This is a genomic window from Actinoalloteichus caeruleus (genome assembly GCF_049311605.1).
Taxonomy (GTDB): domain Bacteria; phylum Actinomycetota; class Actinomycetes; order Mycobacteriales; family Pseudonocardiaceae; genus Actinoalloteichus_B; species Actinoalloteichus_B caeruleus.
The window spans coordinates 4,926,078-4,939,256 of the sequence record NZ_CP186005.1; the positions used below are offsets into that span (position 1 = coordinate 4,926,078).

Below are 13,179 nucleotides of genomic sequence, written 5' to 3' on the forward strand. Positions count from 1 at the left end.
CCGACCCCCTCGGGCCGTGTGCGGTCAGCCGAGGGTGTCGGCCACCACGGCCGCCGCCGCCGCGACGGCCTCGGCCCGCCCTCCCGCGTCCCGCTCGGTCCGGCTGGTCAGCACGGCGAGGACGATCGGCGGGGCGTCCGGCCGGAAGGCCACCGCGATGTCGTTGCGGGTCCCGTAGAAGCCGCCGCCGGACTTGTCCACGACCCGCCAGTCCGAGGGAACGCCCGCGCGCACCAGCTCGTCACCGGTGGCGTTGCCCGACATCCAGTCCTCCAACACCGCGCGCCGTTCGTCGGTCAACACGTCCCCCAGCAGCAGGGTCCGCAGGGTCGTCGCCAGCGCCCTGGGCGTGCTGGTGTCGCGGTCGTCGCCCGGGACGGCGTCGTTGAGCTCCGTCTCGTACCGGTCGCTGCGGGTCACCTCGTCGCCGAGTTCGCGCAGCCTCCGCTGGAAACCGGCCGGTCCGCCGAGTTCGGTGAGCATCAGGTTGGCCGCGGTGTTGTCGCTGTACCGCACGGCTGCCTCGCACAGCGCGTCCAGGCCCAGCCCGGACCCGACGTGCGCCTCGGTGACGGGTGAGTGGGTGACGAGGTCCCCCTGCTGGTAGGGGATCACCTGGCCCATCCGCTCGTCGGAACTCACCAGCAGGACGGCCCCGGCCGCGACTGCCTTGATCGTGGAGCAGTACGCGAAACGTTCGTCGGGGCGGTGGACCAGCGCGCGGCCGCTCCCGGTGTCGAGGGCGTACACCCCCAGCCGCACGTCGTGTTCCCGTTCGACGCGTTCGAAGGCCGCCTCCCGCTCCTCCGGCGAGGGCGAGGGGGCAGGCGGGGCTGGTGGGGAGGGCACGGCCCCGCCCGCGGGTTCCGGCCCGGCTCCGGTCGACGCGCAGCCCGCCAGGGGGACGAGCGCGGCCAGTGCGAGCAGGGAACGGCGGGACAGGTCGTGTGGCATCGCGGTGGTGTCCTCAATCGTCTCGACCCGGGGTCCGGTCCACCCGCCGAGCGCCTCGGCGGGTCCCCCTCCCGGGGTTGGGCGTGGACGCGAACTCGCCGTGGTCCGGGTGTCCGGTCTCCCGGTGGACGCGAGGGCCCCGGCGGGGGTTGCGAGTGCCACTCGGCCGGGTGGACGAGGAGCATCGTCACCGGCACGGCGGACATGGGCGCCCGCCGGGTCAGGCTCGGGACTCCCGGAGGCCGTGGGGGAGGAACCGGATCACCCGCACCCCCGGCCGCCCCACGTCGGCGGCAAGGGGGTCGTCGGCCTCGGGGCCCGGGATGGCGGAGCGGTGGGCTTCGGGAGAGGTCCACTCCGCGTAGTTGAGGACGCGGCTCCCGTCGAGGCTGACGTGGAAGTGGGCGGCGAGCAGTCCGGGCAGGGGCGCGTCATGCCCGGTCTCGTGCTCGGAGGCGCCGTCGAACATCTCGTCGACCCACTTCCTCGCCGCGGCCGGATCGGCCTGGCCAAGGTCGACCACGACGGTGACGGCGCAGCCGGTGGGCTCGCGGAGGTCGGTCACGCTGCTGCGGTAGAGCTGGTACGCGGTTCCCGCTCGCGCGGGTTCCGGGGGGCGCGTGTCCTCGGCCCCCGTGCCCCCCGGCCGGGGGTCGGCCCACTGCTCGTACTCGAGCAGCGTGTTGCCGGTGACGCTGCGCAGGCACGCCCTGCTGAGCAGCCCCGCTGGCCAGTCGTGGGCGTCCCACTCGGCGACGACGGCGTCGGCGGCGCGTGTCGTGTCCTCGCCGCGCACGTCGCGTTCCCTGACCACCACCGTCCAGGAGTCGGGGCGGGTCACGTTCGGTAGTGCGGAAGCGGGCATTCGCGGGCTCCTGGGAACGTGCGGGCGGTCGTCCTCGCACGGTACTGAGGGGGTTGCCCGCCGATCGAACCGTTTTCCGCCGGGCCGGTCGGCGGCCGTGAGCCGCCGGTCGCCCGCCGAGGGGATCCACCGAAGGAGTCAATCCGAGGCTGAACCGTTCCGGTGTCAGGACGCAGCTGACTAGCGTTGCCGGATGGCCAGCAGCAGCGGGCGGTCACTCCGCTCCCGGGCGGTGGGCGCCCGCCTCCGGCAGGCCCGGTTGGCCGCCGGGATGTCCCCCCGCACCGTGGCGACGAGGGTGGGTGTCCCCGTCGGCGTCGTCGGCGGGTGGGAACGCGGGGACACGCTGCCCACCGCCGCGCAGGCGGCCGCCTACCTGACGGAGGTCGGGGTGGGGGCCGGGGAGTTCGTCAGCGTGACGGCGGAACTCCTGGAACTGGCGGAACGGCGCCGGGAACGCCGGCGGTGGGCCGCGCCGAACCCACCGGACGGGACGGAGCCGTCCGATGCGGACACCAGCTCGATCGTCGAGGCCTCGGCGTTCCTGGTACCCGAGGTGGTGCGCACGGCGGAGTACGCGCGCGCCTGGCTGACGGCACGGGGCACTCCGACGTCGGTCGTGGAGGCGGAGGTCGCCGCCCGGCTCGAACGCCAGGAGATCCTGCACCGGCCACGCCCCCCCACCCTGCGGGTCCTCCTCGGCGAGCCGGCGGTGCGTCCGGGTCCCGACCTGGGCCGGGCCGGCCCCGCCGTGTTGGCCGGTCAGCTGTGGCACCTGTTGGAGCTGGTGAAGCTCCCCCACGTGCGCGTCCAGGTCGTGCCGACCGCGAGGCTGGCCGCCCTCCTCGCCGTCGGGGACTTCCAGTTGCTGGAGTCGGAGCGGGTACCCCCGCTGGTCAGGTTGGACCTCGCCGCGGGGACCACCGTCCTCGACGGAGCGGGGCGCGCCGCCCCCTACCGGCTGGCGGCCGAACGCGTCGGGGGGATGGCGCTGTCCGACCAGGAGTCGGCGGCGTTGCTGGACCGCCGTGCCCGCGACCTCGCGAGGGACTGACACCAGGGCTCGAACCGCTCGGCAGCGGTCCGGGGAAAACCTCACGGGCGCTCCGCGACCGCTGTCCTATGCTCCGCCGATGATCAACGGAGTTCGGAACTTCCTCAGCGGCGTGGGCATGCTGGGGCGCGGGTTCGGGCTGGTGACGCGCACACCACGCCTTCTGCTGCTCGGCGCGTTGCCCGCCCTGCTGACCTCGGTGCTCCTGCTCGGCGCCATCGCCGCCCTGGTGTACTACTCCGGGGACCTCGCCGCGCTGGTCACGCCGTTCGCCGACGACTGGGCGGCTCCCCTTCGGGCGTTGGTGCGCGTCGCCGCCGGCGTGGCGGTGGTGGCCCTGGCGCTGACCGTGTCGATGCTCAGCTTCACCGGGATCGCGCTGGCGATCGGCGGACCGTTCTACGAGGCGATCGCCGAGCGCGTCGAGGACGACCTGGGAGGCGTTCCCGAGTCGGAGGAGGCGTCCTGGTGGCGCTCCTTCTCGGTGGGACTGGGCGAGACAGCGCTACTGGTGCTCATCGCGGTCCTGGTCGCGATACCCCTGTTCCTCATCGGCCTCATCCCCGTCGTCGGTTCGGTGCTGGCCCTCGTGCTGGGTGTCCTGGTCAACGGCTGGCTGCTGGGGCTGGAGATGACGGCCGTCCCCTTCGGTCGCCGTGGCCGCACCCTCGGGGAGCGTCACCGCTGCCTGCGGCGGAACCGGATGCGCGCGTGGGGGTTCGCGCTGCCCACCTACCTGCTGCTCCTGGTGCCCTTCGCGGCACTCCTGGTCATGCCGGCCGCGTTGGCCGGCGGGACCCTCGTCGCTCACCGAGCGCTGACCGAGGACGAGGGGGCGACGACCACCGGCGGGTGACCTCCGCGCCTCGGCGGTCCCGGTGGCCGTGTCCGGTCGGGGACGCTGCCGGTCCTCGCCCCCGACCGCGCCGGGGACGGCGCACCGGTGGCCGCTCCGATGCGAGCTCAACCGGGTGCCGGGGTCGTGGCGGATCGGCTCCCCGGGTGCCCCCTCCGCCGCCGACGGTCATCCGCTCGTCCCAGGCCGGCCGACACGGCCAGCCCGGTGCCGGTGGGAACGCCCTCGGGGCGGAACCACGAGATCCACACTCGCGGGGAGCGCCACGCCGCCGGCACATCCTGGCTCGCCGGCGCCCCAGCAGCCCGCGAGCTGACCTCCCGGGTCGCCGGTCCTGTCGCGGCTCCTCCACAGGACCTGTTCCCGCACGGTCCGCCCGGGGGCCGGGAGGTCCGGGGCCCCTCGCCGGGGCCCGCCCCTCCCCTCGACCCCGACCCGTGGCCCGCCCCGCCGCCCTGTGGGGGCCCAGCCCCCTCCGACAGCGTTCTCGTCGGACGGGGGCCCTCGTTCGACGACGTCCGACTGGAACCACCTGGTGCTGGCCGCTCCCATTCGGCCGCCCCCTATTCCGCCACCACGCTTTTCCCCGCGCACCCGTTGACGCCGATGCGGATCCGGGTGAGCTCGTCGATCGCGTGTTCTCCTCGAGCCGGGAGAGGACAACGAGCACACCCGGGCCAGGAGCGTCACCGAATCCACCGGCCCCGGTCGGGGCCGAGGAGCCCGGGCGGGTTGATCCTCGGCCGAATTCCGTGCCCAGGGCTGGGGAGGCCCCGGAGTCGATGTGGGTTTTCCCGCACTCGCCGGGCCGTGCCGGGATGCCGGCCAGCAAAGCGAAGGGAGCAGGCGGCGGCCCGGTTCGCGGCCCAGGTGACGATGTCCGCTTCGCCCAGCGCATTTCGTGATGGACGGTTCTGGATCTGATGGGGGTCGGACCGGTCGCCGTCGCGGTCCGCACCTTTCGACCCACCGAGCGGCGACCCATTCTCGGGACGGGACCCCCGATCGGCAGGGCTCTGGGCGGCAGCGCACACCATCCCAAACGGCGCCCGTTTCACCGCACCCCCATTCCACCGGGTGGCACACGTCGTTCTGGTCCGCCCGGTCGACCACGGGCCCGGATAGCGCGGGATTGCCGACGAGCCGGGGGCTCCCACTGCGGGTGCCGGCGGACGCTTTTTATCGGGAGAACGGCGGGCGGTGGCGTTTGCGGCGCGGACGGAACACTGTCGAGCACCTCGCGAGGGGGCCACGGGTTTCCGGTTAATCGCACTGTTCACGGCATGGTTTGCCCTCCCCCGGCGAGTGACTTCGGACTAGCTGACACCCGACCTCTTACGTGTTGTGTGCGAATAAGAACTTCCGTGCTATTCTCGCTATCACGCGCTCACGATGCGTTATCAGCGCACTGTCCGACACGTTCCACACCCCGGCTTCGGTCACAAAGGCACCGCCGCGAGCCGCCGCCGGGGAGGGTTCGCGGGGCGGGTGGGCGCGTACCGAAGCAACATCGGATGACAGCACGGCGACCGGTTCGAACAGGCCGAGTTCGCCAACCACGACGAAAAGGAAAAGATCGTTTCGGGGGCGGACTTCCTCCCGAATTGGTTCCGTGCTGCCGTCTTCAGGCACTGGACAACGGCCGAACACGACGGTCAACAACCATCCGAGAGCACCGAACCCGCTGGTCAGCAGCCCTGCGGCGGATTGGTGCACAGATCGGGACAGCCGTCGGGTCGCGCCACGCGGGAAGGCGGATGGAAAGGATGCCCACCGTGGATGACCTGCTGAAACGAATGATGGACCGTGGCTTCCTGTTCATGCCGGCGCCGGGAGATGCCGAGGTGCCCCACACCCTGATGGCGTCCTTTGGCTGGCCGGGCTACATCGACTGGATTCATATCCGGGGCGAGGACGACGCCACGGCCTGCCGGTTCCGGGACGAACGCGGAGACGGCCGTGACCGGCCCGCGGGAAGGGTGGTGTGGAAGTACGAGGGCACTTTCGCGGACACGGCGATCGAGCTGCTGTGCCTCCCCGATCCGGGGGAACGGAACTCGCCTTACCGGATCACGTCCCCGCCCAGCGCGTTGTGGCTTCCGGAATGGCCGCGCATACCCGAACCCCGCCGGCCCTGACGATCCGACGCCGGCACCACCCGTCCGAACTCGCCAGCCCGGACCGGAGATCGGATCCGCCCGGAATGCCGGAAGTCGCCCGGGCGGACCGGGGGCAATGCGCGGCTCCTGGACACGGCCACGCGAGCCCGACCAGCGAAAAGGCGCCACCACCCGACATCGCCGAGCTGATGCCGGCAACTTCCCCACCCGCCCTCTTTTCGGCGGACCGGTGACCGTCCCGGTACGGCCAACGCGGATTCGCTTCCGCCACCGAGTCGTTCTCCACCCCTACTGGTCGCGTGCCCGGACCGCGAACGCGCCCGGGCACGCGACCTCGTCGTGCGCGCGATCAATTCGCATCCGGCGACATTGTCGAGCTCCGCCGAACGGTCCATCGGAGAACTGCGCCGTGCCGCCGGCCCCCGGAAACCGGGATCCGAATAGGGGGAAGCCCGCCGGGGAACCACCCGGAGTGGCCGCTGGTGTGGTCGGGTTCCCACCGACCACACCGCTGTTTTCGTTCCGGATCCCGGGCGCGGCCCGCCGAACGCGGTCGGCCCCGATGAGGACGCGGAGTCCCGTGATCGGGGAGTTCGTCACGAGCGGTGTTCCCAGGTGGCGTGGCGGTCACGTGACCAGCGCACCGCTGACGAAAAGGGCGAATGCCGGCACGCTCACTTTCCTCACTTTCCTCTCACATTCGAATGAGCATTGCCGTCCCCTGCGGCCTCCGCCCCGGCGCGTCCGCGTCCCTGCCCACCCGCCCGGACCTCCCTGCCCTACCCCGCCACCGGACCCCCACCCACTCATCAGATGTCTTTGCCCCTTCCACTGGCGAGCTGGAACACCTGATCCCGGGTCCACCACGGGTCCGGCCACTGATCGGCGGGTGTCCGGTCCTGGCCAAGGCCGGACAGACACCGGATGTCTCTCGACACGGCTTGTAGCGTCGAACCACGACGGTCGCTGGTCCCCGCTGTCCCGGGTTCGATCGGGCTCCGAGGGCCGGGGGCCGCCTCGCCATCACGATCGAGCAGCCCGCCCGTGACGTCGGGCGGGCCACCGGAGGTGCGGATGCGACGAGTCGCCCAGGTCATCCGGGTTCGCCCCGAGATGCTCGCCGAGTACCGCCGCCTGCACGAGGAGGTCTGGCCCGCCGTACTCGATCGGATCCGGCACGCCAACATCCGCAACTACTCGATCCACCTGCGGGACGACCTGTTGTTCTCCTATTTCGAGTACCACGGGACGGACCTGGCGGCCGATCTGGCGTCGATGGCCGAGGACCCGGTCACCCAGCGGTGGTGGCGGCTGACCGACCCCTGCCAGCGTCCGCTGGCGAGCGCGGGACCCGGCGAGTGGTGGGCGCCGGCCGAACAGGTTTTCCTGATGGAGGAGTGAGATGTCCCAGTCGACGTTCCCGCAGGACTTCACCGGACTGGTGGCCGTGGTGACCGGAGGGGTCTCCGGCATCGGGCTGGCGACGGGCCAGCTCCTCGCCGCCCGGGGCGCCACCGTGATCGCGCTCGACAGGGCGGGCCGCGCACCGGAACCCCTGACGACCGTGCACGCCGACGTCACCGACGACGAGTCGGTGCGGGCCGCGGTGACCTCGGTCGTGGCCCGCCACGACCGGCTGGATGTGCTCGTGAACAACGCCGGGATCGGCGCGGCCGGCACGGTCGAGGACAACCCGGACGCGGAGTGGGCACGGGTGTTCGACGTCAACGTGACCGGGGTCGCCCGTGTCTCCCGGGCGGCGCTCCCCCACCTGCGCCACTCCCCCGCCGCGTCGATCGTGAACACCTGCTCGATCGCGGCGACGGCCGGGCTCCCGCACCGCGCGCTGTACTCGGCCTCGAAGGGCGCCGTCCTCGCGCTGACGCGGGCGATGGCCGTCGATCACCTCGCGGACGGGGTCCGGGTGAACTGCGTGAACCCGGGGACCGTCGACACCCCGTGGGTGGCTCGGCTGCTCGACGCGGCCGAGGACCCGGTGGCGGAACGGGCGGCCCTGGAGGCTCGGCAACCACTGGGCCGGCTCGTGTCGGCGGACGAGGTGGCCTTCGCCGTCGCGTCGCTGGCCAGCCCACTCGCGGGTTCCACCACCGGGACGGCCCTGGAGGTGGACGGTGGGATGGCGGGTCTGCGTCCACGCCCCCGCGTCAGGGGCGGCTCCCGGTGACGGGTGGTGAGGCGAGGACGGCCAGCCGGGGAGGCTGGCGGCTCCGGAGCTCGGGGATCGGCCGGGTCGGTTTCGGGGCGGCGGCGCTGGGCGGGCTCTACGCGGAGGTGTCCGACGAGGAGGCGGAGCGGACGCTCGAGACCGCCTGGCGGTGCGGGCTCCGCTACTTCGACGTCGCGCCCCACTACGGCGCGGGCCGGGCCGAACGCCGGCTCGGCGCGTTCCTCAGCGATCTGCCGCGTCACGAGTTCGCGGTGTCCACCAAGGTGGGTCGCCTGCTGGTCGCGGACGGCGGTGCCCGGGAGACGTCCATGTTCGCCGGGGAGCCCGCGCTGCGCCGGGTGCGCGACTACTCCGCGACCGGGGTGCGCCGCTCGCTCACCGAGAGCCTCGAACGGACCGGCCTGGACCGCTTCGACCTGGTCCTCATCCACGACCCCGACGACTTCGCCCGGGACGCCCTCGACCACGCCTACCCGGAGCTGGAGCGGTTGCGGTCCGAGGGGGTCGTACGGGCCATCGGGGTGGGGATGAACCACACCCCGCTGCTCAGCCGGTTCGTCAGCGAGACCGACATCGACGCGGTGCTCGTCGCCGGCCGCTACAGCCTCCTGGACCGCACGGCCGGGACCGACCTGCTGCCCGCCTGCGCCCGGCGCGGAGTCGACGTGATCGTGGGCGGGGTGTTCAACAGCGGTATCCTCGCCGACCCCAGGCCGGGTGCGACGTTCGACTACGCACCGGCCCCCGAACCGGTGCTGCGCCGCGCGCGGCGGCTGGCGGCGGCGTGCCGGCGCTGGGACGTGCCCCTCGTCGCGGCGGCGCTCCGGTTCCCGCTCCGCGACCCCGCCGTGAGCAGCGTCCTGGTCGGCATGCGATCGGCTCGGGAGGTGCGGGAGAACGTGGACCTGCTCGCCACCCCTGTCCCGGCCGGGCTGTGGGCCGAGTTGGACGCCATCGCGTCCGGGGAGGCGGCGGAGGCGCCCGGCCCGGGGGAGGAGGCCGCCGCCCGGCCGTGGCCGGGTCTCGGGGCGGCCCGGCACACGGTGCTCGGCTCCGGAACGACCGAGGCGGGTGCACGACCCGGCGAGCCCGTCGTGGACGGCCCGGGACGAGGTGGCCGCCACGGCGAGGCGGAGCGCGCCGCTCCCCCGGCCGACCCGCCGGCGGGTCGGGTGGACGCCCACCACCACGTGTGGCGGCTGGGCGACCGCCCGCAGCCGTGGATCGACCCGGTCGGGATGGCGGCGATCCACCGGGACTTCACCCTGGGCGACCTCCGGCCCGTCGCCGAGGCGCGCGGTGTGACCGCGACGGTGCTCGTGCAGACAGTTCCGGACCCGGGCGAGACCGAGGAGCTGCTGGCCCTGGCCGACTCGGACGACCTCGTGTCCGGCGTGGTCGGCTGGGTCGACCTGGCCGGCGGTGGTGTGGCGGACGAGCTGGAACGGCTCCGGGGCCTGCCGGGTGGCCGCCGGTTGGTCGGGGTCCGCCACGGAGTCCAGGACGAGGTCGACGAGCGGTGGCTGTGCCGGCCGGAGGTGCGGCGGGGGCTGCGGGCCGTGGCCGACGCGGGCCTGGTCTTCGACCTGCTCACCCTGCCCCGGCAGCTCCCGGCCGCCGTCGAGACCGTCTCCGCGTCGCCGGACCTGACCTTCGTGCTGGACCACCTGTCCAAGCCGGCGATCGCCCGTGGCGCGGTGCGGGACTGGGAGTCGGACCTCCGCCGCCTCGCCCGCTCGCCCAACGTCTGCTGCAAGCTCTCCGGGCTGGTCACGGAGGCCGATCACGAGCGGTGGTCGGTGGAGGACCTCCGCCCGTACGTCACGGTCGCCCTGGACGCCTTCGGACCGCACCGGGTGCTGTTCGGTTCGGACTGGCCGGTCTGCCTGCTCGCGGCGGAGTACGGCACGGTCGTGGCGACCGCGGAGGAGCTCACCCGGGAGTTGGGCGCGGCCGAACGCGCGGCGGTGTTCGGGGGGACGGCGCGGCGGGTCTACGGGCTGGGGGCGGGCTGAGCGGCGGCTACTCCGCCACCGGCGTGGAGGTGGACGGCTCCGGGTGGTCGGCGGTTCGGCGGCGGCGGCGGCGGTGCGGCGCGGCCCCGCCAGCGCCGGCCGTGCGCGCCCTCCCACCGGCTGAGGACGCCGCGCGGCGGGCGCCCTGGCACCCGGGACACGCACCGGCGGGGGGTGGCGCGCCATCGAGATGGCGGGCGCCGCACCCCCTGGTCCGCCCACGGGGCGCGTTCCGCTCCGGGCTGGAGCCGGGGCGCGCTGGCGTCGCGGGGCGCCTGGTCGGGACCACCCCGCGCTCGGGGTGGGGTGCCCGCCGGCCTCCCGACCCGCGACACCGCGAACCCGGTCGGGCGTCCCGGCCTCAGACCTCGCCGTCGGGCGGGAGGTCGAGGGTGGGCAGCGCGAACTCGACGACCGCTCGTTGCCTGGCGGCCGCCGCCTGCCGGCTGCCCCGACGCCCCCATCCCAACAGGTCACCGACCCGGCGGGGGTCCACCAGCAGGCGGCGGTACGTCCGCCCGTTGTCCAGGTCCGGCGCCACCGGGTGGATCCGCGTGATCAGCGCCACCATCCTGACCTGCGCGTAGCGGTGGGTGCCGCCGTCCACCACGAGCTGGTACCCGAGGTAGCGAGGCGCCCCGATCTCCAGGGTGACCTCCTCCCAGGTCTCCCGGCGCAGGGTGGCGGCCGGGCCCGCGTCCTCGAGTTCCCGTTTGCCACCGGGCAGGCCGTGCCGGGCGCCGTCGACCCGGAGAAACGCGCGCCCGTCCGGCGCGAAGAGGAAGCCGTGCACCTGACGGACGGGGAGGTCGGGCGGGGGAGCCGCCCGGTACCACCTGAGCCGCACCACGGGCACCTCCTCGACCGCCGTCCTCCCGCAACCATCGGTCGCCCCGGGCGGGGGCTTGACGGGTGGGGCCGTGCGCGGGCTCAGAGCGCCGCGACCGCCGCGTAGGTGCCCGAGCGGTGCGGTTCGTCGTCGAGCAGTTCCCGGCCGTCCGGCCGCCACAGGGGTGTCCAGACCAGGCCCGGTTCCACCAGCTGGGTGCCGTCCAACAACGCCCGCACCTCCGCCTTCGTGCGATGGGTCACCGGGTTGGGTGAGTCGCCGAACAGACGTCTCAGCTCGGCCACGAGGTGGGGGTTCGCCTGGTCCGAGGTGGTGTGGGAGAGCACCAGCACGCTGCCCGGGGGGAGGCGGTCCCGGTAGGCGGCGATGATCGCGGCGGGATCGTCCTGGTCGGACACGTAGTGCAGCACCGCGACCATCATCAGGGCGACCGGCTGGTCGAGGTCGAGTTGCCGCCGGGTCTCGGGCGCCGCGAGTACCCCTCGGACGTCACGCATGTCGGCCGGGACGATGTCGGCGCGATCGTTGTCGCGCAGGATCTGCCGGGTGTGGCTGACCGCGACCGGCTCGTTGTCGACGTAGACCACGCGGGCGTCGGGGGCGGCGGTCTGCGCGATCTCGTGCACGTTGCCCTCGGTGGGGATGCCGGAGCCGAGGTCGAGGAACTGCCGAACGCCCTGGTCGAGGCAGTAGCGCACGGCGCGGCGGAGGAAGGCGCGGTTCGTCCTCCCGACCAGCGGCGCGTCGGGGTCGATCTCCGCGAGCCGGTCGAAGGCGTCCCGGTCGATCGCGAAGTTGTGCGCCCCCCCGAGGGCGTAGTCGTACATGCGCGCGGGGTTGGGTTGGGAGAGGTCCACGCCGGGCGGGCCCTGTTCCATGCTGACCTCCGTGTCGATGTCGGCACTCACAGTATGCGCGTTCATCCGATCACGCAGCACCCTGTGAGCACCGATCACCCTCGGTCGAGACTCCACCCCGAAATTGGTCACCCTAGGTGATAACTGGTGTACGCACCGGGTGACTCCAACCCGGGAGTCGCGAGGGGCCCCGCCACGGGCCGACCGCGACCCCCGGGTCTCCCACCGAGTCCCTGTCGTCCCCGGGCAACCGGGGCTGGCCAGCTCACGGCACCGTCCACCCGCGATCGCGGCGGGGTGCGGGCCGAGGGTGCCGCCCGCAGGCCCGGCGGTCAGCGGTCGAGGTGCTCGACCACGGCCGAGGAGATCTCCCGGGTCTTGCCGGACAGCCGCCCGGCGGTTCCCGCCGCGTTGACCGCCTTCTCGATGGCGGTGGCCTGTTCCTCGAACCCGATCTCGCGCAGCAGCAGGGCCGCGGACAGGATCGACCCCGTGGGGTTGGCCACCCCCAGCCCCGCGATGTCCGGTGCGGACCCGTGCACCGGCTCGAACAACCCCGGGTGCTGGTTGTCCGGGGCGATGTTGGCCGAGGGCAGGAACCCGATGCCGCCCGCCACCGCCCCACCGAGGTCGGTGACCAGGTCACCGAACAGGTTGTCGGTGACGGCCACGTCGAAACGCCCCGGGTCCTGGACCAGGTGAATGCAGGTCGCGTCGGCGTGCTGGTAGGCCACCTCGACCTGGGGGAAGCGCTGGTGCTGCTCCTCGACGACCTTCGCCCACAGCCTCCCGGCGTGGGTCAGCACGTTCGTCTTGTGGATCCAGGTCAGGTGACCGCGTCGCGCCGCGGCGAGCTCGAAGGCGTACCGCACCGCCCTGGTCACGGCCCTCCTGGTGTTCACCGAGTCCTGGAGCGCCAACTCGTCGGGGGTGTCGACGCGGAACGACCCCCCGGTCCCCGCGTAGGGCCCCTCGGTGTTCTCCCGCACGAAGACCATGTCCACGCTCTCGGCGTTCGCCGCGCGCAACGGGCTCCTGGCACCGGGGAGGAGGCGGACCGGCCTCAGGTTGACTCCCAGGTCGTAGCGGAACCGCAGCCTGAGCAGGATGTCGCGTTCCAACACGCCGGAGGGGACGGCCGGGTCGCCGACGGCCCCGAGCAGGATGCCCGCGCTGGTGTCGAGGCGCTCGAGTTCCTCCTCTCCGATGAGGTCCTCCCCTCGGTGCCACCGGCCCGAGTTGATGCCGAACTCCTCGAACTCGACCGGAGCCCCGGTCGCCTCGACGACGGCGATCGCCTCGCTGGTCACCTCGGGCCCGATGCCGTCGCCGGGGATGACGGCCACTCGCTTGCTCGTCACGCGTGTCTCTCTCCTTCGTCGTGCTGGCGCCTCGCGGCGCGGCAGGGCCGCCCGGGCAC

Annotated in this window: 11 protein-coding genes; 6 read left to right on the forward strand and 5 right to left on the reverse strand. The window is 73.4% G+C overall.

Annotated features, from left to right (window positions below):
* Window positions 1-24: 24 nt before the first annotated feature.
* Window positions 25-954, reverse strand: coding sequence for a class A beta-lactamase (gene bla / locus ACOJVX_RS20015; protein ID WP_422647011.1), 930 nt, complete (start codon window positions 952-954; stop codon window positions 25-27).
* 220 nt (window positions 955-1,174) lie between these two features.
* Window positions 1,175-1,819, reverse strand: a complete 645-nt coding sequence (locus tag ACOJVX_RS20020) for an antibiotic biosynthesis monooxygenase (protein WP_155886101.1) — start codon at window positions 1,817-1,819, stop codon at window positions 1,175-1,177.
* A 193-nt stretch (window positions 1,820-2,012) separates the two neighbouring features.
* Here ACOJVX_RS20020 and ACOJVX_RS20025 point away from each other — a divergent pair, with 193 nt between their 5' ends.
* The 6 genes from ACOJVX_RS20025 (at window position 2,013) to ACOJVX_RS20050 (ending at window position 10,052) form a co-directional block, all read left to right on the forward strand.
* Window positions 2,013-2,873 carry a helix-turn-helix domain-containing protein gene (locus ACOJVX_RS20025; RefSeq protein ID WP_030105464.1) on the forward strand — a complete coding sequence of 287 codons (861 nt, stop codon included), beginning with the start codon at window positions 2,013-2,015 and terminating at the stop codon, window positions 2,871-2,873.
* Between the two features lie 79 nt (window positions 2,874-2,952).
* The gene (locus ACOJVX_RS20030) at window positions 2,953-3,729 is read left to right on the forward strand and encodes an EI24 domain-containing protein (protein WP_026418570.1); all 777 of its coding nucleotides are present in this window, start codon (window positions 2,953-2,955) and stop codon (window positions 3,727-3,729) included.
* A gap of 1,775 nt (window positions 3,730-5,504) precedes the next feature.
* On the forward strand, window positions 5,505-5,867 hold the full coding sequence (locus ACOJVX_RS20035) for a hypothetical protein (protein ID WP_155886102.1): 363 nt from the start codon (window positions 5,505-5,507) through the stop codon (window positions 5,865-5,867).
* A 1,056-nt stretch (window positions 5,868-6,923) separates the two neighbouring features.
* Window positions 6,924-7,250 (forward strand): L-rhamnose mutarotase, encoded by a 327-nt coding sequence (locus ACOJVX_RS20040; RefSeq protein WP_026418572.1) that lies wholly within the window; start codon window positions 6,924-6,926, stop codon window positions 7,248-7,250.
* 1 nt (window position 7,251) lies between these two features.
* On the forward strand, window positions 7,252-8,034 hold the full coding sequence (locus ACOJVX_RS20045; protein ID WP_026418573.1) for an SDR family NAD(P)-dependent oxidoreductase: 783 nt from the start codon (window positions 7,252-7,254) through the stop codon (window positions 8,032-8,034).
* Window positions 8,031-10,052 carry an aldo/keto reductase gene (locus ACOJVX_RS20050; protein WP_422647012.1) on the forward strand — a complete coding sequence of 674 codons (2,022 nt, stop codon included), beginning with the start codon at window positions 8,031-8,033 and terminating at the stop codon, window positions 10,050-10,052. The genes ACOJVX_RS20045 and ACOJVX_RS20050 overlap by 4 nt, the downstream gene beginning before the upstream one ends.
* Before the next feature lie 361 nt (window positions 10,053-10,413).
* Here the strand turns inward: ACOJVX_RS20050 and ACOJVX_RS20055 are convergent, their stop codons facing one another.
* The 3 genes from ACOJVX_RS20055 to ACOJVX_RS20065 form a co-directional block, all read right to left on the reverse strand.
* Complete coding sequence (locus tag ACOJVX_RS20055; RefSeq protein WP_418152820.1) at window positions 10,414-10,902, reverse strand: NUDIX domain-containing protein; 489 nt, start codon at window positions 10,900-10,902, stop codon at window positions 10,414-10,416.
* Between the two features lie 80 nt (window positions 10,903-10,982).
* Complete coding sequence (locus ACOJVX_RS20060; protein ID WP_248784469.1) at window positions 10,983-11,825, reverse strand: SAM-dependent methyltransferase; 843 nt, start codon at window positions 11,823-11,825, stop codon at window positions 10,983-10,985.
* A 266-nt stretch (window positions 11,826-12,091) separates the two neighbouring features.
* Window positions 12,092-13,120, reverse strand: a complete 1,029-nt coding sequence (locus ACOJVX_RS20065; RefSeq protein WP_035274340.1) for a 3-isopropylmalate dehydrogenase — start codon at window positions 13,118-13,120, stop codon at window positions 12,092-12,094.
* Between the last annotated feature and the right edge of the window lie 59 nt (window positions 13,121-13,179).

Excerpts from the sequence above, each read along its gene's own strand:
- bla (WP_422647011.1), bottom strand. The coding sequence starts at position 954 with ATGCCACACGACCTGTCCCGCCGTTCCCTGCTCGCACTGGCCGCGCTC.
- ACOJVX_RS20020 (WP_155886101.1), bottom strand. The coding sequence starts at position 1,819 with ATGCCCGCTTCCGCACTACCGAACGTGACCCGCCCCGACTCCTGGACG.
- ACOJVX_RS20025 (WP_030105464.1), top strand. The coding sequence starts at position 2,013 with ATGGCCAGCAGCAGCGGGCGGTCACTCCGCTCCCGGGCGGTGGGCGCC.
- ACOJVX_RS20030 (WP_026418570.1), top strand. The coding sequence starts at position 2,953 with ATGATCAACGGAGTTCGGAACTTCCTCAGCGGCGTGGGCATGCTGGGG.
- ACOJVX_RS20040 (WP_026418572.1), top strand. The coding sequence starts at position 6,924 with ATGCGACGAGTCGCCCAGGTCATCCGGGTTCGCCCCGAGATGCTCGCC.
- ACOJVX_RS20045 (WP_026418573.1), top strand. The coding sequence starts at position 7,252 with ATGTCCCAGTCGACGTTCCCGCAGGACTTCACCGGACTGGTGGCCGTG.
- ACOJVX_RS20060 (WP_248784469.1), bottom strand. The coding sequence starts at position 11,825 with ATGAACGCGCATACTGTGAGTGCCGACATCGACACGGAGGTCAGCATG.